The organism is Citrobacter sp. Cf132 (genome assembly GCF_030333885.1).
Lineage (GTDB): Bacteria > Pseudomonadota > Gammaproteobacteria > Enterobacterales > Enterobacteriaceae > Citrobacter > Citrobacter freundii.
In genome coordinates this window covers 82,247-104,901 of the sequence record NZ_JAOWFA010000069.1, presented here as the reverse complement: position 1 = coordinate 104,901, position 22,655 = coordinate 82,247, and the positions used below count along the sequence as shown (strand labels likewise).

22 protein-coding genes are annotated in these 22,655 nt (G+C 52.8%); 16 read left to right on the top strand and 6 right to left on the bottom strand.

The window, feature by feature from the left end; all coding sequences use genetic code 11:
- The first annotated feature begins 7 nt into the window (after nt 1-7).
- On the top strand, nt 8-1,081 hold the full coding sequence (locus OGV85_RS19785) for a fimbrial protein (RefSeq protein WP_286553869.1): 1,074 nt from the start codon (nt 8-10) through the stop codon (nt 1,079-1,081).
- Here OGV85_RS19785 and OGV85_RS19780 read toward each other — a convergent pair.
- The gene (locus OGV85_RS19780) at nt 1,074-2,525 is read right to left on the bottom strand and encodes a sensor histidine kinase (RefSeq protein WP_061548177.1); all 1,452 of its coding nucleotides are present in this window, start codon (nt 2,523-2,525) and stop codon (nt 1,074-1,076) included. The genes OGV85_RS19785 and OGV85_RS19780 overlap by 8 nt on opposite strands.
- Entirely contained in the window at nt 2,512-3,186 is a 675-nt protein-coding gene (gene tctD / locus OGV85_RS19775) for a transcriptional regulator TctD (RefSeq protein ID WP_003826032.1), read from the bottom strand. Before tctD ends, OGV85_RS19780 begins: the two co-directional genes overlap by 14 nt.
- A 153-nt stretch (nt 3,187-3,339) precedes the next feature.
- On the opposite strand from tctD, the gene OGV85_RS19770 reads away from it, so the two are divergent.
- From OGV85_RS19770 to OGV85_RS19760, 3 genes are read left to right on the top strand one after another with little or no spacing between them, the layout of a single operon-like run.
- Nucleotides 3,340-4,317, top strand: a complete 978-nt coding sequence (locus OGV85_RS19770) for a Bug family tripartite tricarboxylate transporter substrate binding protein (protein WP_003839716.1) — start codon at nt 3,340-3,342, stop codon at nt 4,315-4,317.
- A 14-nt stretch (nt 4,318-4,331) separates the two neighbouring features.
- The gene (locus tag OGV85_RS19765; protein WP_008321484.1) at nt 4,332-4,766 is read left to right on the top strand and encodes a tripartite tricarboxylate transporter TctB family protein; all 435 of its coding nucleotides are present in this window, start codon (nt 4,332-4,334) and stop codon (nt 4,764-4,766) included.
- A gap of 10 nt (nt 4,767-4,776) precedes the next feature.
- The gene (locus tag OGV85_RS19760; RefSeq protein WP_003826025.1) at nt 4,777-6,291 is read left to right on the top strand and encodes a tripartite tricarboxylate transporter permease; all 1,515 of its coding nucleotides are present in this window, start codon (nt 4,777-4,779) and stop codon (nt 6,289-6,291) included.
- Between the two features lie 70 nt (nt 6,292-6,361).
- Here OGV85_RS19760 and OGV85_RS19755 read toward each other — a convergent pair whose 3' ends face one another.
- Nucleotides 6,362-7,252, bottom strand: coding sequence for a LysR substrate-binding domain-containing protein (locus tag OGV85_RS19755; RefSeq protein WP_061548178.1), 891 nt, complete (start codon nt 7,250-7,252; stop codon nt 6,362-6,364).
- Between the two features lie 98 nt (nt 7,253-7,350).
- Between OGV85_RS19755 and OGV85_RS19750 the strand changes: the two genes are divergently transcribed.
- The gene (locus tag OGV85_RS19750; protein WP_003037207.1) at nt 7,351-7,956 is read left to right on the top strand and encodes a short chain dehydrogenase; all 606 of its coding nucleotides are present in this window, start codon (nt 7,351-7,353) and stop codon (nt 7,954-7,956) included.
- 52 nt (nt 7,957-8,008) lie between these two features.
- Here OGV85_RS19750 and OGV85_RS19745 read toward each other — a convergent pair whose 3' ends face one another.
- Nucleotides 8,009-10,183, bottom strand: a complete 2,175-nt coding sequence (locus tag OGV85_RS19745; RefSeq protein WP_061548184.1) for an extracellular solute-binding protein — start codon at nt 10,181-10,183, stop codon at nt 8,009-8,011.
- Between the two features lie 334 nt (nt 10,184-10,517).
- On the opposite strand from OGV85_RS19745, the gene OGV85_RS19740 reads away from it, so the two are divergent.
- The 9 genes from OGV85_RS19740 (at nt 10,518) to csiR (ending at nt 20,881) form a co-directional block, all read left to right on the top strand.
- Nucleotides 10,518-11,342 (top strand): MBL fold metallo-hydrolase, encoded by an 825-nt coding sequence (locus OGV85_RS19740; protein WP_003037212.1) that lies wholly within the window; start codon nt 10,518-10,520, stop codon nt 11,340-11,342.
- An 11-nt stretch (nt 11,343-11,353) separates the two neighbouring features.
- The gene (locus OGV85_RS19735; protein ID WP_003037215.1) at nt 11,354-12,589 is read left to right on the top strand and encodes an MFS transporter; all 1,236 of its coding nucleotides are present in this window, start codon (nt 11,354-11,356) and stop codon (nt 12,587-12,589) included.
- Between the two features lie 31 nt (nt 12,590-12,620).
- A complete protein-coding gene (locus OGV85_RS19730) occupies nt 12,621-13,334 on the top strand; it encodes an MgtC/SapB family protein (RefSeq protein ID WP_003037218.1) in 714 nt (237 codons plus the stop codon).
- Between the two features lie 239 nt (nt 13,335-13,573).
- A complete protein-coding gene (gene glaH, locus OGV85_RS19725; protein WP_049016144.1) occupies nt 13,574-14,551 on the top strand; it encodes a glutarate dioxygenase GlaH in 978 nt (325 codons plus the stop codon).
- A gap of 19 nt (nt 14,552-14,570) precedes the next feature.
- Complete coding sequence (lhgD, locus tag OGV85_RS19720) at nt 14,571-15,839, top strand: L-2-hydroxyglutarate dehydrogenase (RefSeq protein ID WP_061548179.1); 1,269 nt, start codon at nt 14,571-14,573, stop codon at nt 15,837-15,839.
- 23 nt (nt 15,840-15,862) lie between these two features.
- Entirely contained in the window at nt 15,863-17,311 is a 1,449-nt protein-coding gene (gene gabD, locus OGV85_RS19715; protein WP_061548180.1) for an NADP-dependent succinate-semialdehyde dehydrogenase, read from the top strand.
- A gap of 25 nt (nt 17,312-17,336) precedes the next feature.
- Nucleotides 17,337-18,620 carry a 4-aminobutyrate--2-oxoglutarate transaminase gene (gene gabT / locus OGV85_RS19710; RefSeq protein WP_061548181.1) on the top strand — a complete coding sequence of 428 codons (1,284 nt, stop codon included), beginning with the start codon at nt 17,337-17,339 and terminating at the stop codon, nt 18,618-18,620.
- Nucleotides 18,621-18,748: 128 nt separating this feature from the next.
- Entirely contained in the window at nt 18,749-20,149 is a 1,401-nt protein-coding gene (gene gabP, locus OGV85_RS19705) for a GABA permease (protein ID WP_003037233.1), read from the top strand.
- Between the two features lie 45 nt (nt 20,150-20,194).
- Nucleotides 20,195-20,881: a DNA-binding transcriptional regulator CsiR gene (gene csiR / locus OGV85_RS19700; RefSeq protein WP_061548182.1), complete on the top strand. Its 687-nt coding sequence runs from the start codon at nt 20,195-20,197 to the stop codon at nt 20,879-20,881.
- A gap of 12 nt (nt 20,882-20,893) precedes the next feature.
- Here csiR and lysM read toward each other — a convergent pair whose 3' ends face one another.
- Nucleotides 20,894-21,343, bottom strand: a complete 450-nt coding sequence (gene lysM, locus OGV85_RS19695; RefSeq protein WP_003037241.1) for a peptidoglycan-binding protein LysM — start codon at nt 21,341-21,343, stop codon at nt 20,894-20,896.
- A gap of 95 nt (nt 21,344-21,438) precedes the next feature.
- Complete coding sequence (locus OGV85_RS19690) at nt 21,439-21,597, bottom strand: YqaE/Pmp3 family membrane protein (protein ID WP_032949882.1); 159 nt, start codon at nt 21,595-21,597, stop codon at nt 21,439-21,441.
- 184 nt (nt 21,598-21,781) lie between these two features.
- On the opposite strand from OGV85_RS19690, the gene OGV85_RS19685 reads away from it, so the two are divergent.
- Together OGV85_RS19685 and OGV85_RS19680 are read left to right on the top strand one after the other, a co-directional pair.
- On the top strand, nt 21,782-22,081 hold the full coding sequence (locus OGV85_RS19685; RefSeq protein WP_003037247.1) for an ArsR/SmtB family transcription factor: 300 nt from the start codon (nt 21,782-21,784) through the stop codon (nt 22,079-22,081).
- 9 nt (nt 22,082-22,090) lie between these two features.
- Nucleotides 22,091-22,618, top strand: a complete 528-nt coding sequence (locus OGV85_RS19680) for a rhodanese family protein (RefSeq protein ID WP_032949883.1) — start codon at nt 22,091-22,093, stop codon at nt 22,616-22,618.
- Nucleotides 22,619-22,655: the final 37 nt, after the last annotated feature.

The following is a 22,655-nucleotide window of genomic DNA, read 5'->3' as shown; positions in this document are numbered from 1 at the left end:
GCAATCAATGAATCCGTTAAAAATAGTTAAACTCGTGGTGCTGTTTTGTTTGCCGATCTTCAGTAGTACAAGCTATGCGGTTACCTGTACAGCAAACAGCGTCTCTGTACACGTTGATCCGATTAAAATTAGCCACAGCACCGCCGCCGGAGACACCGTCTGGGTGTCCAATTCACAGACCGTTAGCGTCACCTGCAGCGACACGGACCATATGCCCCAGGGCGAAGCGGCCAGAATCTACATCGATCCCGACCATGAGTTTGCGCATTTTTTGCAGGGAACCAATATGAAACTGGTGGTGAGCATCGATGGTCGTTCTTACGATCAGAGCGCGCAGGCCGTCACCACGCAATATCAGGCAACGCTGCCCCGCACAGGTTCAAATAACCACTGTAACAACGGAAATACCCGTTCCTGCCCGGCACTTTCGCAAACTTTCTCTTTTACCTTTAATCTCAGTCTGGTTGCTACCGGAAAACTACCTGATCCTTTACCCGCGCTGGCCGGTCGTACCATCAACAAAGTTTTCGTCGTCGATGGTATCGGCGGAATTAACGCTTGCGGTACAAACTGTTCCACCAGTCGACCGGCAAAAAATTTTGGTCCCGCGTTGACTGGCCTGAATAACATCAGTTATATCAACTGCGAACCGATCGTCTCTATTGCCTCAGACAAAGGAACGGATACCGTCGAGTTTGGCAGGATCAGCATTACCGAAGCCAAAGCTGGCAAGGATAACAGACACAGCAAACAGTTTGCCGTTATCGCTGCAGAAGCTGCCGGGAAGCATGAATGTCGCGGCATCAATTACGCGATAACCTTTACCGGCACCACGCACAACAGCGGCACGGTTTTTACCGGTCAGGGTACGCCGGATATCGGCGTTACGCTTCAGGATGCTGCACGGCCCGGCGCCGGGGATATTATCAGCGGCAACCGCATCGATTTTACCAGCGGCGCGTTTAACAACCAGAGCGACAGTCGGCGCAAAGAGTTCATGGCGACCCTGTTCTGGCTGAAGAACCCTCCTCAACCAGGCGCATTTAGTATCCCGGTCAATGCGACAGTGACCTTTAAATAACGGGCGCAGGACGACACCGAACGTCCTGCCCTTCTCGCTCCAGACATAAAAACCGCATCCGTACGCTTAACCCGCCTAATGCTTCACTCCGGGATAGCTGTGGGTGCGTACGATGCAGGCGAGCAATGTCGTTGACCAGCGCCAGACCGATTCCTGCCCCAGGAATATTGCCGACGTTATCAAGACGATGAAACGGGAGCAGCGCCTGATGCACCATTTGTTCATCAATGCCAGGCCCGCTATCTTCGACTACCAGCACCACGGCCTCTCCCTCTCTTTGCAGCCGGGCGGTCACCATCCCCTGCGTCGGCGTGTATTTCAGTGCGTTATCCAGCAGATTCCCACACAGTTCGCCGAGCAGCACTTCATCTCCCTCAACCCATACCGCGTCCTTATCCCCTTCATAGCCCAGATCGATCCCTTTACTACGCGCTTGCGCCAGTCGGGTAAAACAGCTGGTTTGCACCACCTCATACAGATTAACCGGCGAGAAATGCCTTTCCCCTTGCTCTTTGCGCTTCACCGCAGACAACTGCAACAGCCTCTCTGTCAGTTGAATGGTGTTATCCAGCGTGGTACTCATAGCTTGCAGACTCTCGTACCACTGCTGCGGCTGCTGACTGGCGAGAGCCACCGCCGCCTGAGTTTTCAGCACTGCCAACGGCGTTTTAAGCTGATGGGAAGCATCCGCGCTGAAGCGCTCCTGGCGAGAGATCAGACCGCGAAGTCGGTCCAGATAGCGGTTAAACGCCACAATCAGTAGACGGGTTTCCGACCACGGCAGCAGCTCCGGCAGCGGCGTCAGTAGCCCCGGCTCACGACGCACCATCAGCGATGACAGCTGGCGCATCGGGCGTAGCACCCGGCGCAGCAGCCAGCCAACCAGCACCAGAGTCAGTAGTACCAGCAGCCCTTGCGAGACCCACGAGGAAAACAACAGCTGTCGCGCCAGATAACGCCGCGATTGCAGCGTTTCGGCAACATAAATCTCCGCCATGCCAACAATGCCACCTTCGTTGACAGGCTGCAGCAGACGCGCCACACGGATTGCCTCACCGCGATATTCAGTGTGATAAAACCATGCCAGCGCCGGATAAAGCCGCGTGCGCGAGGTAGCAGGCGGCATCGCCGGTAAATCGTCATAACCAGAGATAACCTTCCCCGCCGGATCAACCACTTTGTAATACAGTCGGTCGTTCATATTCAATTCAAAGCTGTCCAGCACCACCCATGGCACATTCACTTCTAACTGTTTATTGCGCACCACCAGCCGCTCGGAGACGGTCCTGGCGGATGAAAGCAGCGTGCGGTCATACGCCTGGGTCGCCGCCTGTAGCGCACTGACATAGCTGTTAAATGCTGACAGGCCCCACAGCAACATTAGCGGCAGGCCCAAAAACATCAGCAGTTGCAGGTATAACGATTGGGGTTTAACCCACTTCATCGCTACGCTCCAGCACATAGCCCAGACCACGCAACGTGGCGATGCGCACATCACTTCCCTGTAGCTTTTTGCGCAAACGATGGATATACAGCTCAATGCTTTCAGGACTGACCTCATCACTCAGGCTGAAGACCTGCTCAAACAACTGCTGGCGTGAAACCGGTCGCAACCGACGGTACATCAGCACCGTCAACAGCGCCTGTTCGCGCGGCGTGAGCGCCAACGGCTGCCCCTGCAAGAGAAAATAGCCTTCATCGTGAAACGCCAGTTCCCCCAGTTGCTGGATGCCTTGTACCTGCCCCGCGCTGCGCCGTAGCAAGGCCCGCAGCCGGGCATCCAGCTCCTCGATTTCAAACGGCTTTGCCAGATAATCATCGGCCCCGACGTTCAGTCCCTTCACCCGATCGGCCACCGCGCTGCGCGCCGTAAGCAGCAGAACGGGAAGCGTCTGTCCGCGTTTACGCAGGCGCTGAACGACTTCGAGGCCGTCCAGCCCCGGCATATTGATATCCAGCACCGCCAGCGCGTACGTTTCACTATGTAAAAGGTGATCGGCCGCCAGGCCATCAAAAACGCAGTCAACGGCAAAACCGTTTTGCACCAGCGCTTTCTCCAGCCAGTGAGCTAACTCACGGTTATCTTCCGCTAATAAGAGACGCATATCACATCCTGTAAAGTTTCTGCCGCATTGAAAGGGAATTGAAAGGTTAATGTTTTAACAATCACGCAACCGAACTGCTACACATCGGCTCACATAATCACAAAAATCTTCTTCCGTACCCGAAAATCCGGTTTTCCGGCGTGAGGATAAACAATGAAAAAACAGTTACTTCGTACCCTTACTGCAAGCATTTTACTGATGAGTACCTCTGTACTGGCCGAACAAGCGCCATCGCGCACTGAATGTATCGCCCCTGCTAAACCCGGCGGTGGTTTCGATCTCACCTGTAAGTTGATTCAGGTGAGCATGATGGAAACCGGCGCTATCGAAAAACCGATGCGCGTAACCTACATGCCCGGCGGCGTTGGTGCCGTGGCCTATAACGCTATCGTCGCTCAACGCCCGGCTGAAGCGGGAACCGTGGTGGCCTTCTCCGGCGGCTCCCTGCTGAACCTGTCTCAGGGCAAGTTTGGTCGCTACGGTGTGGATGATGTCCGCTGGCTGGCAAGTGTCGGCACCGACTACGGCATGATTGCCGTACGTCAGGATGCGCCATGGAAGACGCTGAAAGATCTGCTTACGGCAATGGAGAAAGACCCTAACAGCGTGGTCATTGGCGCAGGTGCTTCTATCGGTAGCCAGGACTGGATGAAGTCGGCGCTGCTGGCGCAAAAAGCCAATGTCGATCCGCATAAGATGCGCTATGTGGCTTTTGAAGGCGGTGGCGAACCGGTTACCGCATTGATGGGAAATCACGTACAGGTGGTTTCCGGCGATCTCAGTGAGATGGTGCCCTACCTCAGCGGCGACAAAATCCGCGTGCTCGCGGTGTTCTCTGATGAACGCCTACCGGGCCAGTTAGCCAACGTGCCAACCGCCAAAGAGCAGGGTTATGACCTCGTGTGGCCTATCATTCGTGGCTTCTACGTTGGGCCAAAAGTCAGCGACGCTGAGTATCAGTGGTGGGTTGATGCCTTTAACAAACTCCAGCAGACCGATGAGTTTAAAAAACAACGCGATCTGCGCGGTCTGTTTGAGTTCAACATGAGCGGCAAACAGCTCGACGACTACGTGAAAAAACAGGTTACGGATTATCGTGAGCAGGCGAAAGCCTTCGGTCTGGCGAAGTAAACGCAGAGGCAAAGATGATGAGCGATCGTATTTTTGCAGGTATCTGGCTGTTGCTCTGCATAGCCGGGCTGTTCGTGGCCTGGCAAATCAGCAGCGAATACAGCTATGAACCCGTAGGGCCGCGTCCCTTCCCGCTGGGCATTATCAGTCTGATGTTGGTATGCGCCGTGGCGCTGCTGTTGCGCCATCCGGATACCATCAGTTGGCCCCGTCGCCACGTGCTGCAAAAGCTGCTGACGATGGTAATTGTTCTGTTGATGTACGCCTGGGGTTTTGAGTGGCTCGGTTTTCCCATCGCCACTGCCATTCTCACCGTGGTGATTGGCATGCTGTTCGGCGCAACCATCCCGGCTGCGGGTATTTCCGGCGCGGTGCTCGGCATTCTGCTGTGGTATGCCTTTGACCGACTGCTTGACGTCACCTTACCACTCGGCGCCTGGCTGGGTTAACGGAGAAACGATGGATACCTGGATTTATCTTTCTCAGGGTTTCGCGGTGGCAATGACGCCGGAAAACCTGGTCATCGCCTTGATAGGCTGTTTTGTAGGCACCATTGTGGGTTTGCTGCCTGGCCTTGGGCCAATCAACGGCGTGGCGATCCTGCTGCCGCTGGCCTTTGCTTTGCATCTGCCCGCAGAATCCGCGCTGATCCTGCTGGCTACGGTCTACATTGGCTGTGAATATGGCGGGCGCATCTCCTCCATCCTGCTGAATGTTCCCGGCGATGCGGCGGCGATTATGACCGCGCTGGATGGTTATCCGATGGCGCAGCAAGGACGCGGCGGCGTGGCGCTCTCTATCTCGGCGGTCAGCTCTTTCTTTGGTTCACTTATCGCCATCGGCGGCATCATTCTGTTTGCCCCGGCGTTAGCCCAATGGTCGCTGGCCTTCGGTCCGGCAGAATACTTTGCCTTAATGGTTTTCGCCATTGCCTGTCTCGGCAGCATGATGGCGCAAAATCCGCTGAAATCATTTCTGGCAGCGCTTATCGGTCTCGGACTTGCGACCGTCGGCGTAGACGCCAACACCGGGGTTTATCGCTTTACTTTTGACAGTGTCCATCTCTCCGACGGTGTGCAGTTTATCGTAGTGGTGATTGGGCTGTTCTCTGTCTCTGAAATACTGTTAATGCTGGAACATACCAGCAGTGGCCAGACGCTGGTGCGTAAAACGGGCCGCATGTTGTTCAACGCCAAAGAAGGCGCACAGTGCGTAGGAGCCACCCTGCGTTCATCAGTGATTGGCTTTTTCGTCGGCGTTCTGCCTGGCGCTGGCGCCACCATTGCCAGTGCCATCACCTACATGACCGAGAAAAAGCTCAGCGGCAACAGCGACAGCTTTGGCAAGGGGGATATTCGTGGCGTAGCGGCACCAGAAGCCGCCAACAACGCCTCGGCCTGCGGCTCTTTCATCCCAATGCTGACGCTCGGCGTGCCGGGCTCCGGTACCACGGCGGTGATGATGGGTGCGCTGACGCTGTACAACATCACCCCGGGGCCGGCGATGTTCACTGAACAGCCGGATATCGTCTGGGGGCTGATTGCGGCGCTGCTGATCGCTAACGTAATGCTGCTGGTGATGAACATTCCACTGATCGGTCTGTTTACCCGCATGCTGACCATTCCGCTGTGGTTTTTGGTACCCGCTATTGCGGCAGTCTCCGCGGTAGGTGTGTACGCTGTCCACAGCACTACCTTCGATTTGGTGTTGATGGTCGCCCTCGGCGTGCTGGGCTACATTTTGCGTAAAATGCACTTCCCAATGTCGCCATTGATTCTGGGCTTCGTTCTCGGGGAAATGCTGGAGCAGAACCTGCGCCGGGCGTTGTCTATCAGTAACGGGAGTATGGATATTCTGTGGGCCAGCGGCGTGGCGAAAGTGCTGCTGGTGATGGCGGTACTGGTTATCGTGGTCCCGCCGGTGCTGCGCATGATCCGTAAACGCAACAGCAAACCGCAGGTGGATATCGGTTAGTAACGCGCCTTGTCCGGCCTACGATTAATCGCCACTGTAGGCCGGATAAGCGCAGCGCCATCCGGCATTTTCATCTTAATTCCTGAACTGCACTAAGAACGTGTTCAACAAACCGTGTCAGCTTGGGCAACGGACGCAAATCCTGTCGCCACAGCAAATGAATCGGTCGCGGCTGTGGCGTAAATACTTCCAGAATACGAACCAACTTGCCAGTAGCCAGCTCTTCTGCCAACAGCACCTCCGGTTGCAATAATAGCCCAGCCCCCGCTACCGCCGCCATACGCAGTCCATGACCATCGTTACAGCGCAGGATCGCATCGCGTTTCCATCTGACTTCCCCCGTCACGCCAGGCAGTATCCACTCGTTGCGGGCCGTCCACACGGTATGGGACAGACACAGATGATCCACCAGATCCGCGGGCGTTCGGGGGGTGCCATGGCGGGCAAGATATTCTGGCGAAGCACAAATTGCCATACGGTAGGGACACAGGTATTTCGCCACCACGTCAGTCTGATGGATATCGCCAATGCGGATCGCCAGATCAACACCTTCATTAACCAGATCAACCATCCGGTTGGTTAGATCCAGTTCAATGCGCACCTCTGGCCAGGTCTGTAAAAACGCAGCGGCCAGTGGCGAGATCACGCAAGCGCCAAAAGACGTGGGCGCGCTTATGCGCAGCGTCCCTGCTGGTGCCAGCCGCAGACGCTCTACCGAACGTTCAGCTATCGATACCTGCTCCAGCACGCGACGAGCTTCTTCAAAATAGACGCGTCCGGCATCGGTCAGACTCTGGCGACGCGTATTGCGCTCCAGCAAACGCGTGCCGAGCTGCGCTTCCAGTTGGGCGATATATTTTCCCACCATCACCGCAGACATCTCGAGCCTCGTCGCCGCAGAAGTAAAGCTCCCGCACTCCACCACGGCGACAAACGTTTCCATGCCGCGTAACTTATCCATATTGCAAACCTCTGGTTAGTAATCATCTAACTTTTAGCCAGTTTATCCGATTTCATTTTCATTAAAGAATAGCGGCTCACACTATTGCGGAGGTGGTTATGAAAATCGTCATTATTGGTGCCAGTGGTACAGTGGGTCGCGCAGTCACAGAAACGTTAAGCCGTAAACATGAGGTGATCCGCGTAGGTCGCACGCAGGGGGATTACCAGGTCGATATCACCTCGCAGGAGAGTGTCGAGGCATTGTTCGAAAAAGTCGGTCGGGTAGATGCGATCGTTTCCGCCACCGGCAATCTGTTCTTTGGACCGCTGTCGACAATGACCGACCAGGACTTTAATCAGGGGCTTCAGGATAAACTGTTAGGCCAGATACGTCTGGCCTTAACCGGGCAGCATTTCCTCAATGATGGCGGTTCGATAACGTTAATTAGCGGCATTATCGCCCACGAGCCCATCGCACAAGGCGCAAATGCGGCAACGATCAATGCCGGTCTGGAAGGATTTGTGCGCGCTGCTGCCTGTGAGCTAGAGCGTGGTCAGCGTATTAACCTGATAAGTCCGACCGTACTGAGTGAATCCGCCGAAGCCTTTGACGGGTTCTTCCCCGGCTTTGAAAGCGTCCCCGCCGTCACGGTCGCCAACGCCTATCGCCGCAGCGTCGAAGGCATCCAGAGCGGGCGCATTTATAAAGTGGGTTACTGTTAACCGCTTTTTCTCGCCTCTTACGTCATCAGTAAGAGGCGAGGAGTCGCATATTTCAGGCACCCGTTTCGTTTCTGATCCGCGCATTGATGTATTCCACGGCCTGCGTGACGTCCATAATGCCGTTAATCGCATTCGTCACGCCTTGCCCGATAATAATCTCTGCCTGTCGCAGGTTAAAAGACTCACCTTTACTTCCCTGAGACTCCCGTATTCCCGTCATGCCTTTTTCATTCAGTAAATTAAACCACGGGTAGAGATTGAGAACATTTTGATCGTGACATATTCCAGACCAGGCGCTGTTGCCCCCCAATAGAACCAGATGGCGCGAAATTTCATCGGAATAAAGCCAATGAAAAAACTGCTCAACCTGTTTTTTCTTCTTACTGTAGCGAGACATTCCAATAGAGCCACCGCCCAATTGTGGAAGCTGCCCCGGAACGGGAGCATAGCCGATCGTGGGGGCGATGGTCGTATGCGCAACATCGTTAAACAAATTGAGATACATAATCAGCATGGCGAGATTTCCACGCTCAAACTGTTTAACCGCATCACTCCACCACTCACCAGGGAGATTCACGGCGATAGAAAGCTGGTGCAGATATTCTTCGAGTGCAGCGGCAGCAAGCGAAGCATCAAGTTGTACCGGCTCGCCCTCACGCACCAATCGTCCACCTAACGCGTAGTAACGTAGCAAGTACTCAGTGGCGATAAGTCCTGAGCTGCCCAACGTCACCGCCGTTCCCATTGGGCGCTGTCTGTTTTCTGGCTGATGCAATTGACTAAAGAAAGCGGCAATCTCATCAAATTGTGCGAAATTCTCTGGTAGCGTTAACTCTTTGCCTGTTGATTCATAAAACATCCGTTTAATCGTCGCATCTTCAAACAGATCTCGTCGATAAAACAGAAGCTGCATACTGGCATCAAAGGGAATTGCCCATGCAGTCCCATTCACCAGGCTGAAGTGCTGCTGAATTTGCTCAGAGAAGTTATCCAGCAATAACGGGAGTTCGGGGGAGACCGACTCCAGCGGCAATAATGCTTTTTCTGCAAACCAGGGAAAACATGCCATATCGATTCGCAGTAAATCGTAATAAGGGTGCAGGTGAAGATGAGAGAGAATTTCAAAAACCTCATCATACGGATAAACCGCAAGATTAACCTTAATACCGGTCTGGCGATAAAAGTGAGGTAACAGTTTCTTCAGCGCATCGGTCGAAGGGCTGGGCAAAATTAACATATTCAGCGTCGCCTCCGTCTCATGAGGCGGAGCGTATTGCCCATTCCAGGAAAAACCGCAATTCGTCAGAATACGGTGCTTCTCTTTACTTTTGGGTTGGCGAATACATGAAGCAATAGTTGTCCCCAGGCGGGCATAATCCATCTGATAGCTGGTGATTCCATCAAAAGATGCAGGAAGATTATCACTCAGTTGTACTATCGGCGGGCAGGACTGAGAACTCCCAAACCAGGACGCTTGCGTCAACGCACGCGTCTTCTCACTGTCCTGAACAATAAACAGATCGGGTATCGCCCCCCGGAAAAAGTCAAACGCGACGGTGTTAACTTCACTGGCATGCGCAGGTATAACCGTAAGCTTTGTGTGCGGACTTAACTCCCGGCATACCTTCTGTATCGCTTGAGTAAAGCGTGCGCTGTGGGCAAATTCCAGCGGCTCGCAGAAAACACCAATATGACCCGGCAACTGCGCCAGTGCCCTTCTTGCGGTTTCTTCCCCTGCGGTCACATAGTCAAGGCTAAAATAACAAACTGCACCGGCTGGCTGGCGATACGCAAAAAGCACATTCTCCGGGGAGAGCCTGAGCATATCGTAATAGGGCTGGCTGTTGTCCAGGCAACTCACGGTGACAACAGCCTGGTAAGACTTTGCCGCCAGTGTTTGCAAAATATCCAGTTCCAGATTGGGCAAATCATTAGTCAGGTAAAGATCAACCGGTTCGCTGAGTGAAGGTTGCCAGGCCTGGTGTAATCCCCGATAAAGTTGATAGTAACGTTCCGCATTGATGTCCGGCAGAATCAAGGCCACTCCCTGACTTTTGCTGGCTCTCAATGATTGCGCCTGCGCATTCAACTGATAGCCAACTTCTCGGGCCGCACGTTGAACCGCTTCAATCTTCTCAACGCTTACATTTCCTCTGCCATTGAGCACATTCGAGACAGTCCCATGCGATACACCGGCAATTCTTGCTATGTCTTTGATAGTTGGCATTTTTACACCCTTCCCCTGATGTTTTGATGCTAGCACGGCGCTCATCAGGAAACTATCTCCAGCAAGATAATTTGAACGTTACAATATTAAAAAGTGCATTTTATCAACACATTCTTATAACCACCTCTCAACCCCACATAGCACGAAGAAATGAACTAAAAATTTCAACACCATGAAATATAAAAATAAATTATTAAATTTTTGAAGAGGATCACTTATGCAACAAAAGATCGTTGTTGCCTTGAAGCTGCAGGATAATAATTGACACGTTCCAATTACGTTTCATTACATTTTCGTTCAAAAAACAACACTCTGTTTTGATCAAGAGGGAAACATGAATATTCATTTTCTGGGAACCGCAGCATCCGAAGGGATACCCAATCCTTTTTGCCGTTGTGAGCACTGTCAGCAAGCCCGTATTCGCAAAGGCAAAGATATACGCACGCACTCCTCAGCGATCATCGACGATGAACTGTTGATTGATGTCGCGCCTGAATTCAGCCAGCAACTGCTGCGAGATGGCCTGGACGCAACAGAGATCAAATCGCTGCTGTTCACGCATACACATCCCGATCATTTCAACGTCGGCGATCTTTTTAGCCGAATGGAAGGGTACGGATTTGAGATTACTCATCCGTTGCACATTTTTGGTAATGACCGTGCGATTAACGGCGCGGCACAAGTATTACCAGGCTACAGCGCAGAAAGATTTGCTTTTCATTGCCTGGTTCCCTTCGTAACCGTTGAAACCCGCGGATACCGAATCACTCCACTGCTGGCGAACCATGCCAAATGGGAGCTTTGTTATACCTGGTTTATCGAAAAAGATGGTCAGTCAATTTTCTATGGACATGATTCGGGCTGGTTCCCTGAACTCACCTGGCAATGGTTGAAAGGGAAAAAGATCGATTTAACGGTGCTGGAATGTACCTACGGTTTTAATGGTGATAACCGTACAAATAACCACATGAGTCTGGAAACCGTTTTCGCCGCCAGAGACAGGCTTGCAGAACTGGGCTGCCTTGAGAAAAATAGCCAACTCATCGTCTCGCATGTCTCACACAGCGGCGGTCTACTGCACGACGATCTCGTGGCGGCGTGCGACAAAGAGAACATTCTTGTCGCCTGGGATGGGCTTAACCTGAGCATCAACCAATAAGGATATGCAATATGGACCTTAATAAAACACCACGCCTGCTGGTTATGATGTTCATACAATATTTCATGCAGGGCGCCTGGAATATGACCATGGGACTGGTATTAAGTACCTATGGTATGGCGACCATTATTGGCTCATCTTATGCTTTGCTTGGTCTGGCGACCATTCTTTCGCCACTCTTTATTGGCATGGTAGCCGACCGTTTCTTTTCGTCACAAAAAGTCATGGCGATCCTGCATTTAATTAATGCTGGCGTACTGTTGTTTGTTCCACAATTTATTGAGGCGCAAAACACGGGCATGACGTTGACCATGATCTTCCTAGTCGGTCTGCTGTTTTATCCAACAACTGCGCTGGCTAACAGCATCAGTTTCAGCCACATTAACGGGGTGAAATACTTCCCCTTTATTCGTGTGTTCGGCACATTTGGCTTTATGGTCATCGGTTTTATTATTGGTGAAATGGGCTATTCTGGAAATACCATCACCTGGTATATTGCGTCAGCCTCCGGTGTCGTGCTCGGCCTTTACTGCTTTACGTTGCCAAACACCCCACCGAAAGCAAAAGGAAGCGTATTTACACTCCGCGATCTGTTATGTCTGGACGCTCTGGCACTCTTCAAGGACCGCAGTTTCTCGGTTTTGATGCTCAGTATTTTTGTCCTGATGATCCCCAAAACAGCTTATTCCGCCTATATCCCGGTCTTTTTAAAAGCGCTTGGATTCGATAACGCCGCGTCAATGATGCAGGTCGGCATCGCCTGTGAAGTCATTTTTATGTTCCTGCTCTCGTTTTTCTTACTGAAAGCCGGCTTCAAAATTACTCTCATGTTGGGCGCCGTTTGCTGGATCATCCGCACACTGTTGTTTGCTCATGCATCACTGGATGCCAACATGATGTTTGTGCTGATCGGCCTGATGTTGCAGGGATTCTGCTGGGACTTTTTCTTTACCGTGGGCGACATTTATGTTGACCGTAAAGCCGCGCCAGAGATTAAAGCACAAGCCCAAAGCTTGCGATTTATCGTCTCCAACGGCGTCGGTTTGCTATTTGCCTCTACCGTATGCGGTCAAATCTTCAACAGCACCGTGACGGAACAAGGCCCACAGGCGTTACCGCAATGGGAAACATTCTGGCTAGTTTCAGCAGGCGTTGCCGCAGTGGTCAGCGTATTCTTCCTGATATTCTTCCGGGACGATATTTCAAAACGCAAAGCAGACCTCCCATTGAAAAAAGCAAACTCCTGATCGTTAAAGACTCTTTCATTAAGGTAATTGCATGAATAATCTGGCCGCCATCATCAATGAGCAAGGATTGTTGCCTTTAACTACGATCATCAAAATCAGCATTGCATTTATTCTGGGTGGCATTATAGGCCTGGAAAGAGAATCGAAAGGGAAACCGGTTGGCTTCAAAACTTGCGTTATTTTATCCGTAGCCAGCTGTGTGTTAACTGTCGTATCAATACAATCTGCAGAATACTATGCTGAAATTTCGATGAACATCCGTAGCGATCCTATGCGTCTGGCGGCTCAGATTATTAGTGGCGTTGGTTTTCTCGGTGCGGGAGTCATTCTGCACCGACACGACGATGCTATTTCTGGTCTCACTACTGCGGCAATTGTCTGGGCATCTGCTGGGGTGGGAATCACCTGTGGGGCCGGTTTTTATTTTCATGCTTTTTTTGCCACGGCTTTATTTTTATTGGCAATTAAATTAAGCCCGTTCATTATTTTCTTACAGACTAAAAACCAGTTCCCCGGAAAAGTAAAAGTCAGGGTTATTCTTGATGAACGCGATGCGCTCGAAAATCTGATAACCCGCATCCATCAACAGAAAAACATTATTGAAAACATAACGATCAGGGATATTAAGAAGGGTAAAATCGAGGTTAATCTCAAAATCGTAATTCGTAAGAAGATGACCTTGCCTGACTTGTACCACGATCTCACTCATGTTGAACACGTCTGCGCTATTGCTCTTGAACATTAAGATGCTTTATTTCCCTCTTTAAAATCAGGTGGTTACCACCTGATATAACCGCTCTATCCCTGTCTTCGCTTTAAATCCCTATTGTTTGCAATGTTAAATATTTGTTGCTTTTGATCACAAATAATAAACAAACAAGCTCATTATGTGCGCGTTTTTCAAAAATGTAGATATTTTTAATTTATGGCTACGAAACGAGCTGCGCCATATCTCCCTGACAATCTACTGAGAGGAACGATTTGATGAACGCACTGACTGCCGTAAAACCGAACGCTGAAGATCCAGCCCAGCACTACAGCGGTTTCACGCTGAAACCATCAGCCCAGTCCCCACGCCTGCTGGAGCTGACTTTTTCTGCTGAGACCACTGAGCAATTTCTGCAGGCCGTCGCGCAGTGGCCGGTGCAGGCGCTGGAATACAAATCCTTCTTGCGCTTCAAAGTGGGCAAGATCCTCGACGACCTGTGCGGCAATCAGTTGCAGCCTCTGCTGCTGAAAACGTTGCTCGATCGTGCCGAAGGCGCACTGCTGATCAATGCCGTTGGCGTGGATGATGTGGCGCAAGCGGAAGAGATGGTCAAGCTGGCGACGGCGGTAGCGCATCTAATTGGACGCTCGAATTTTGATGCGATGAGCGGCCAATATTACGCACGTTTTGTGGTGAAAAACGTCGATAACTCAGACAGCTATCTGCGCCAGCCTCACCGAGTGATGGAATTGCACAACGACGGAACCTATCTCGAAGAAATCACCGATTACGTGCTGATGATGAAGATTGACGAGCAGAACATGACCGGCGGTAACTCGCTGCTGCTGCACCTCGACGACTGGGAACATCTGGATCAGTACTTTACCCATCCGCTGGCGCGTCGCCCTATGCGCTTTGCCGCACCGCCAAGCAAAAACGTGAGCCAGGAAGTGTTCCATCCGATATTTGACGTTGACCAGCAGGGTCGTCCGGTGATGCGCTACATCGACCAGTTCGTCCAGCCAAAAGACTATGAAGAAGGCGTCTGGCTGAGTGACCTGTCCGACGCGCTGGAAACCAGCAAAAGTATTATTTCCGTACCGGTTTCAGTGGGTAAATTCCTGCTGATCAACAACCTGTTCTGGCTACACGGTCGCGATCGTTTCACCTCGCATCCTGACCTGCGCCGCGAACTGATGCGCCAACGTGGTTATTTCGCTTACGCGACAAACCACTACCAGACTCATCAGTAAGCGCGAAGGAAAAAAGCGGATGTATGATTTTGTGATTATTGGCGGCGGCATTATCGGCATGTCGACCGCCATGCAGCTGATTGATGTCTATCCGGACGCCAGAATTGCGCTGTTGGAAAAAGAGTCCGGCCCGGCCTGTCACCAGACGGGCCACAACAGCGGCGTCATTCATGCTGGGGTCTATTACACTCCCGGCAGCCTGAAGGCGCAGTTTTGCCTGGCCGGAAATCGCGCCACAAAAGCCTTTTGCGACCAAAACAGCATCCGCTACGACGTCTGCGGAAAAATGCTGGTTGCCACCTCCCCTCTGGAAATGGAGCGCATGCGCGCGCTATGGGATCGCACCGCCGCTAACGGTTTGGAGCGCGAATGGCTGAATGCGCAGGAGCTTCGCGAGCGTGAACCGAATATCACCGGTCTGGGCGGCATTTTTGTTCCGTCGAGCGGGATCGTCAGCTACCGTGAAGTCACCGCCGCGATGGCGAATATTTTCCAGGCCAAAGGCGGTGAGATTATTTACAACGCCGAGGTCAGCGCGCTGAAAGAGCACGCTACGGGCGTGATTGTCCATACCCGTCAGGGTCAGGAATATGAAGGCGCGACGCTGATTAGTTGTTCTGGCCTGATGGCGGACCGACTGGTGAAAATGCTCGGCGTTGAACCTGGCTTTATCATCTGTCCGTTCCGTGGCGAATATTTCCGCCTGGCACCAGAACATAATCAGATAGTTAACCATCTGATCTACCCCATCCCCGACCCGGCAATGCCGTTTCTCGGTGTTCATCTGACCCGGATGATTGACGGCAGCGTCACGGTCGGCCCCAACGCGGTGCTGGCATTTAAACGTGAAGGCTACCGTAAGCGTGACTTCTCGCTCAGCGATACGCTGGAGATCCTCGGCTCTTCTGGTATTCGCCGCGTGCTGCAAAACAACCTGCGCTCAGGGCTTGGCGAAATGAAGAATTCGCTGTGCAAAAGCGGTTATCTGCGGCTGGTACAAAAGTACTGTCCGAGCCTGATGCTTAAGGATCTGCAACCGTGGCCTGCGGGCGTGCGGGCACAGGCGGTATCACCTGATGGCAAGCTTATCGACGATTTTCTGTTTGTCACCACGCCACGCTCAATTCACACCTGTAACGCGCCTTCTCCGGCGGCAACATCGGCAATCCCTATCGGTGCACATATTGTCAGCAAAGTTCATGCGCTGCTGGAGAACCAGAGTAATCCCGGACGCACGCTGCGTGCGGCACGTAGCGTGGAGACATTACACGCCGCATTTACCCGTTAAACCGATTAAGACAGGAAGCAATCATGCAACTTAACGATCCAACCTTATTTCGCCAGCAGGCACTGATCGACGGCAACTGGCGTGACGCTAACAGCGGCGAGACCATCGCGGTGACCAATCCCGCCAACGGTCAGCAATTGGGTAGCGTACCTAAAATGGGGGCAGATGAAACCCGCGAAGCGATTAACGCCGCAAACCGCGCTCTGCCGGCCTGGCGTGCGCTGACTGCCAAAGAGCGAGCCAATATCCTGCGCCGCTGGTTCAACCTGATGATTGAGCATCAGGACGATCTCGCCCGCTTGATGACCCTGGAACAGGGTAAACCGCTGGCGGAGGCCAAAGGCGAAATCACCTATGCCGCCTCATTTATTGAGTGGTTTGCCGAAGAGGGCAAACGCATCTATGGCGATACAATCCCTGGCCATCAGGCTGACAAACGCCTGATCGTCATCAAACAGCCGATCGGCGTTACCGCCGCGATTACGCCGTGGAACTTCCCGGCGGCGATGATCACCCGCAAAGCAGGTCCGGCGCTGGCGGCAGGTTGCACCATGGTGCTTAAACCCGCCAGCCAGACCCCCTACTCCGCACTGGCGCTGGCAGAACTGGCTAATCGCGCCGGGATCCCGGCTGGCGTTTTCAGCGTGGTGACCGGTTCTGCGAGCGCGGTCGGTAACGAGCTGACCGGCAACCCGCTGGTGCGCAAACTGTCATTTACCGGCTCAACCGAAATTGGCCGTCAGTTAATGCAGCAGTGCGCCAAAGACATCAAAAAGGTATCGCTGGAACTGGGCGGCAATGCGCCGTTTATCGTCTTTGACGATGCCGATCTTGATAAAGCCGTGGAAGGTGCGCTGGCCTCGAAGTTCCGTAACGCCGGGCAAACCTGCGTCTGCGCCAACCGCCTGTACGTGCAGGACGGTGTGTATGAGCGTTTTGCCGAAAAACTTCAGCAGGCGGTGAGCAAACTGCATCTCGGCGATGGTCTGCAACCTGACGTCACTACCGGACCGCTGATCGACGATAAAGCGGTTGCCAAAGTGCAGGAACACATCGCCGATGCTCTGGATAAAGGCGCGCGCATTATCGCGGGCGGTAAACCTCATGCGCTCGGCGGTAACTTCTTCCAGCCCACCATTCTGGTAGATGTGCCTGACAACGCGAAGGTCGCCAAAGAAGAGACGTTCGGACCGCTGGCTCCGCTGTTTCGTTTTAAAGACGAAGCCGACGTCATCGCTCAGGCCAACGACACCGAGTTTGGTCTGGCCGCCTATTTCTACGCCCGTGATTTAAGCCGCGTCTTCCGCGTTGGCGAAGCGCTGGAGTACGGCATCGTCGGGATTAACACCGGCATTATCTCCAACGAAGTCGCCCCGTTTGGGGGAATCAAAGCCTCCGGTCTTGGCCGTGAAGGATCAAAATACGGCATCGAAGACTACTTAGAAATCAAATATATGTGCATCGGCCTTTAATAAAATAAATACTGGAGAACACCTGATGAGCACCAACAAAGAACTTATGCAACGTCGCAGCAACGCCGTTCCCCGTGGCGTAGGCCAGATCCACCCTATTTTTGCCGAGCGTGCAGAAAACTGTCGGGTCTGGGACGTTGAAGGCCGTGAATTCCTTGACTTTGCTGGCGGTATTGCAGTGTTGAACACCGGTCACCTGCACCCGCAGATCGTCTCTGCGGTAGAAGCGCAGTTGAAAAAGCTGTCCCATACCTGTTTCCAGGTACTGGCCTATGAGCCATACCTGGAGCTGTGCGAAATCATGAATAAGAAAGTGCCGGGTGATTTCGCCAAGAAAACCCTGCTGGTGACCACCGGTTCTGAAGCGGTAGAAAATGCGGTGAAAATCGCCCGCGCCGCCACCAAACGCACCGGCACAATCGCCTTCAGCGGTGCTTACCACGGCCGTACCCACTACACCTTGTCACTGACCGGGAAAGTGAACCCATACTCTGCCGGAATGGGGCTGATGCCGGGCCACGTGTATCGCGCACTTTATCCTTGCCCGCTGCACGGCATCAGTGACGACGATGCTATCGCCAGTATTCACCGCATTTTCAAAAACGATGCCGCGCCAGAAGACGTCGCCGCCATCGTAATTGAACCCGTCCAGGGCGAAGGTGGTTTTTACGCCGCTTCCCCTGCTTTTATGCAACGTCTGCGCGCTATTTGTGACGAACACGGGATCATGCTGATTGCTGATGAAGTACAGAGCGGTGCGGGCCGCACCGGTACGCTGTTTGCCATGGAGCAGATGGGCGTTGCGCCCGATCTCACCACCTTCGCTAAATCCATCGCCGGAGGCTTCCCGCTGGCAGGCGTGACCGGACGCGCCGACGTCATGGACGCTATTCCACCAGGCGGTCTGGGCGGTACCTATGCAGGTAACCCAATTGCCTGTGCCGCTGCGCTGGCGGTACTAAACATTTTCGAGCAGGAAGATCTGCTGCAAAAAGCCAACGAGCTGGGGCAAACCCTGCGTGAAGGCCTGTTGGCTATCGCGGAAACCCACCGCGAGATTGGCGACGTACGCGGGCTGGGCGCGATGATTGCTATCGAACTGTTCGAAAACGGCGACCACACGAAACCAGACGCCAAACTGACTGCGGAAGTGGTGGCGCGTGCACGTGAGAAAGGACTGATCCTGCTCTCCTGCGGACCTTACTACAACGTGCTGCGCATTCTTGTCCCGCTGACTATTGAAGATGCGCAGATCAGTCAAGGGCTGAACATTATCGCTCAATGCTTTGATGAAGCTAAGCAAGGTTAAGACACAGGCACCCGTGCCGGATGGCGACGCAAAAGCGTCTTATCCGGCCTACAAAAAGTACCACCTGTAGGCCGGATAAGCGAAGCGCCATCCGGCAAACAGGCCAAAAACAATAACGGGGTAAGAAGATGGGGCAACTGTCACAATCACATGATTTAGGGGGCGGGCTGAAATCACGCCACGTCACCATGCTGTCTATTGCCGGGGTAATCGGCGCAAGTCTGTTTGTCGGTTCAAGCGTGGCGATTGCAGAAGCCGGTCCCGCAGTATTATTAGCCTATCTGTTCGCCGGATTGCTGGTGGTGATGATTATGCGCATGTTGGCCGAAATGGCCGTCGCCACCCCGGATACCGGTTCTTTTTCCACTTACGCCGATAAGGCCATCGGCCCTTGGGCGGGTTACACCATCGGCTGGTTGTACTGGTGGTTCTGGGTGTTGGTTATCCCACTGGAGGCGAATATCGCCGCCATCATTCTTCACTCCTGGGTGCCTGGTATTCCTATCTGGCTGTTTTCTCTGGTTATCACGCTGGCATTAACCGGCAGTAATTTGCTGAGCGTCAAAAATTATGGTGAGTTCGAGTTCTGGCTGGCGCTGTGCAAAGTGATTGCCATTCTGGCGTTTATAACCCTTGGCGCAGCGGCGATTAGCGGTTTCTACCCTTATGCCGATGTCAGCGGGGTTTCGCGCCTGTGGGATCAGGGCGGCTTTATGCCCAACGGTTTTGGCGCCGTGATCAGCGCAATGTTAATCACCATGTTCTCCTTTATGGGCGCAGAGATAGTTACCATCGCCGCCGCCGAATCCGATACCCCGGATAAACATATCGTTCGCGCCACCAACTCGGTTATCTGGCGTATCTCCATCTTCTATCTGTGCTCTATTTTTGTGGTGGTGGCGCTGATCCCGTGGAACATGCCGGGACTGAAAGAAGTCGGTTCTTACCGCTCGGTACTGGAGCTACTGCATATCCCGCACGCGAAACTGATCATGGATTGCGTCATTTTGCTGTCGGTGACTAGCTGTCTCAACTCCGCGCTGTATACGTCCTCGCGTATGCTCTACTCCCTGAGCCGCCGTGGCGATGCCCCCGCTTTTATGGGTAAAACGAACCGCAGTAAAACGCCTTATGTGGCGGTGTTGCTGTCTACCGGTGCCGCATTCCTCACCGTCATCGTCAACTATTACGCCCCGGCCAAGGTGTTTAAATTCCTGATCGACAGTTCCGGTGCCATCGCACTGCTGGTCTATCTGGTCATTGCCGTTTCTCAACTGCGGATGCGTAAAATCCTGCTAGCGCGAGGCGGCGAAATTAAACTGAAAATGTGGCTCTATCCGTGGCTTACCTGGCTGGTCATCGCATTTATTATCTTTGTGCTGGTGGTCATGCTGTTTCGCCCGGCACAACAGCTGGAAGTTATCTCTACCGGATTGTTAGCCATAGGAATTATTTGCACCGTGCCCATTATGTCACGCTGGAAAAAACTGCTATCGTGGCAAAAAGCACCATTGCAAAATACGCATTAAACCTGTTCCCGGCGCAGGCCGGGAAATCCTTTCAGGAGTATGACCATGACCGCCATTCCCCAACCGACGGCCATTGATGGATACCGCTGGCTGAAGAACGACATCATCCGCGGTGTGTATCAGCCTGATGAAAAACTGCGTATGAGCCTGCTGACCTCACGCTATGAGCTTGGCGTGGGGCCGCTACGCGAAGCGCTTTCGCAGTTAGTTGCCGAGCGGTTAGTGACGGTAGTAAATCAGAAAGGGTATCGTGTTGCCCCGATGTCAGAGCAGGAGTTGCTCGATATTTTCGATGCCCGCGCCAATATGGAAGCCATGCTGGTCGCGCTGGCCATTGAACGCGGCGACGACGCCTGGGAAGCTGAAATTCTGGCGCGCGCGCATATGCTTAGTAAGCTTGAAGCCATTGATGCCAGCGAACAGATGCTCGACGAGTGGGATCAGCGCCATCAGGCGTTTCACTCGGCGATTGTCGCTGGCTGTGGTTCACAATATCTGCTGCAAATGCGCGAACGACTGTTCGATTTGGCGGCGCGCTACCGGTTTATCTGGCTGCGAAAAACGGTGCTGTCGGTGGAGATGCTGGAAGACAAACACGATCAGCACCAAACGTTAACCGAAACAATTCTGGCACGCGATGCCGCGCGCGCCAGCGAATTAATGCGCCAGCACCTGCTGACGCCGATTCCGATTATTCAACAGGCGATGTCCGGTAAATTGCTGACGGAATAAGCCTGAATAATATTACTGCTCCGGAATACGTAACACCTGCCCAGGATAGATTTTATCCGGACTTTTCAGCATTGGTTTATTCGCTTCAAATATCTGGTTATACAGGTTGGCATTACCGTAAACCTGTTTAGCAATAGCGCTCAGGGTATCCCCTGATTTCACGGTATAAAACTGGCTTTCGCTCGCGGGCGCAGAGGTTTTAACCTGATCATCTACGCTGGCAATACCGGAGATATTACCAATCGCGATCAGAATTTTTTCTTTCGCCTCCTGACTTAATCCATCACCAGAAACAGTGGCTTTGCCTTCGTTAATTTGCACGTCCACTTTATCCGCATCAGGGATGCCAGTTTTGTTCAGGTGTTCCTGCACTTTTTTTGCCAGATCGGCTGTGTCATGGTTTCCAGTGACCGCATCCCACAGTTTTTCACCCGCATCTTTTACAAAATTGAAGAGTCCCATATCCACCTCGGTAATTAACAATTAACACCCAAAAGTGTAGCAGAGGAGAAAGGGGGCCAAAGAAAACGGCGCCAAAGCGCCGTAATTGAAAGGAATTAATTACGCGTCTGTATCCAGAAGGCATGGATCAAACCAGGGATGTAGCCCAGCAGCGTCAGAACGATATTGAGGATAAATGCCCAGCCGAGCCCCTTCCCCAGCAGCACGCCAAGCGGGGGCAGAATAATAGTAAAAACGATTCTCCAGAAACCCATACACACTCCCTACAAGCAAAAAATTAATCATTGTTTAAAAAGAGATTTTATCTCTAAGAGTAGCCATTCTACCCAACTCTGCCAGCATTCCGCGGCTGTTTTACCCTCCTTTACGCTCTTTACGCTGGCGTACGTTGGTTGTTTATTTTAGAATATGCTTAATTTAGATTATGCTTAAATACATATGACTGAACTTGAACAACTCCAGGCCAGCGCTGAACAAGCTGCCGCCCTGCTAAAAGCGATGAGTAACCCGAAACGGTTGCTGATTTTGTGCATGCTCTGCGGTTCACCCGGTACCAGCGCAGGCGAGTTAGCCCGTGTTACCGGCCTTAGCCCTTCCGCCACTTCCCAGCATCTGGCGCGTATGCGTGAAGAAGGTCTGATAGAAAGCCAGCGCGATGCCCAGCGCATCCTCTACTCCATTAAAAATGCGGCCGTGAATTCGCTGATCGCCACATTAAAAACACTGTATTGCCCATAAGGAGCCATCATGACTATTGGGACGATTTCCCCGCGCGAGGCGCAGACACTGGTCGCGCAAGGTGCAAAACTGATTGATATCCGCGACGCTGACGAGTATCTGCACGAGCATATTCCTGAGGCTCATCTGGCGCCGTTGCCCGCGCTTGAACAGGGATCGCTGCCTGCGAATTTACGCGCCGAGCAGGTGATTTTTCACTGCCAGTCAGGCAAACGTACACAAAATGCGGCAACAAAACTGAGCGCCATTGCTGCGCCAGCGCAGGTCTGGCTGCTGGAAGGTGGAATTGACGGCTGGAAAGCCGCAGGGTTGCCGGTGACGAAAGACAGTTCACAACCGTTACCGCTGATGCGTCAGGTGCAGATAGCCGCGGGTAGCCTTGCCTTACTCGGTGTTATTCTGGGTTACGCCGTCAGCAGTGCTTTCTTCCTGCTGAGCGGTTTTGTCGGGGCCGGGCTGATTCTCGCTGGCGTGACTGGCTTTTGCGGCATGGCGCGTCTGCTGGACAAAATGCCCTGGAACCGACGTACTCATTAAGCGGTAATCATTGAAACAGCACTGTACCCGCCGGTTG

Bases quoted from the DNA above. Each gene is read 5' to 3' on its own strand.
- glaH (WP_049016144.1), top strand. From the start codon at position 13,574: ATGAACGCACTGACTGCCGTAAAACCGAACGCTGAAGATCCAGCCCAG.
- OGV85_RS19750 (WP_003037207.1), top strand. From the start codon at position 7,351: ATGAAAATCGTCATTATTGGTGCCAGTGGTACAGTGGGTCGCGCAGTC.
- OGV85_RS19770 (WP_003839716.1), top strand. From the start codon at position 3,340: ATGAAAAAACAGTTACTTCGTACCCTTACTGCAAGCATTTTACTGATG.
- csiR (WP_061548182.1), top strand. From the start codon at position 20,195: ATGACCGCCATTCCCCAACCGACGGCCATTGATGGATACCGCTGGCTG.
- OGV85_RS19785 (WP_286553869.1), top strand. From the start codon at position 8: ATGAATCCGTTAAAAATAGTTAAACTCGTGGTGCTGTTTTGTTTGCCG.
- OGV85_RS19780 (WP_061548177.1), bottom strand. From the start codon at position 2,525: ATGAAGTGGGTTAAACCCCAATCGTTATACCTGCAACTGCTGATGTTT.
- OGV85_RS19760 (WP_003826025.1), top strand. From the start codon at position 4,777: ATGGATACCTGGATTTATCTTTCTCAGGGTTTCGCGGTGGCAATGACG.
- OGV85_RS19690 (WP_032949882.1), bottom strand. From the start codon at position 21,597: ATGGGTTTCTGGAGAATCGTTTTTACTATTATTCTGCCCCCGCTTGGC.
- OGV85_RS19755 (WP_061548178.1), bottom strand. From the start codon at position 7,252: ATGGATAAGTTACGCGGCATGGAAACGTTTGTCGCCGTGGTGGAGTGC.
- lysM (WP_003037241.1), bottom strand. From the start codon at position 21,343: ATGGGACTCTTCAATTTTGTAAAAGATGCGGGTGAAAAACTGTGGGAT.
- OGV85_RS19730 (WP_003037218.1), top strand. From the start codon at position 12,621: ATGAATAATCTGGCCGCCATCATCAATGAGCAAGGATTGTTGCCTTTA.
- OGV85_RS19765 (WP_008321484.1), top strand. From the start codon at position 4,332: ATGATGAGCGATCGTATTTTTGCAGGTATCTGGCTGTTGCTCTGCATA.
- OGV85_RS19740 (WP_003037212.1), top strand. From the start codon at position 10,518: ATGAATATTCATTTTCTGGGAACCGCAGCATCCGAAGGGATACCCAAT.
- OGV85_RS19735 (WP_003037215.1), top strand. From the start codon at position 11,354: ATGGACCTTAATAAAACACCACGCCTGCTGGTTATGATGTTCATACAA.
- gabD (WP_061548180.1), top strand. From the start codon at position 15,863: ATGCAACTTAACGATCCAACCTTATTTCGCCAGCAGGCACTGATCGAC.
- OGV85_RS19680 (WP_032949883.1), top strand. From the start codon at position 22,091: ATGACTATTGGGACGATTTCCCCGCGCGAGGCGCAGACACTGGTCGCG.
- lhgD (WP_061548179.1), top strand. From the start codon at position 14,571: ATGTATGATTTTGTGATTATTGGCGGCGGCATTATCGGCATGTCGACC.
- gabP (WP_003037233.1), top strand. From the start codon at position 18,749: ATGGGGCAACTGTCACAATCACATGATTTAGGGGGCGGGCTGAAATCA.
- OGV85_RS19685 (WP_003037247.1), top strand. From the start codon at position 21,782: ATGACTGAACTTGAACAACTCCAGGCCAGCGCTGAACAAGCTGCCGCC.
- gabT (WP_061548181.1), top strand. From the start codon at position 17,337: ATGAGCACCAACAAAGAACTTATGCAACGTCGCAGCAACGCCGTTCCC.
- OGV85_RS19745 (WP_061548184.1), bottom strand. From the start codon at position 10,183: ATGCCAACTATCAAAGACATAGCAAGAATTGCCGGTGTATCGCATGGG.
- tctD (WP_003826032.1), bottom strand. From the start codon at position 3,186: ATGCGTCTCTTATTAGCGGAAGATAACCGTGAGTTAGCTCACTGGCTG.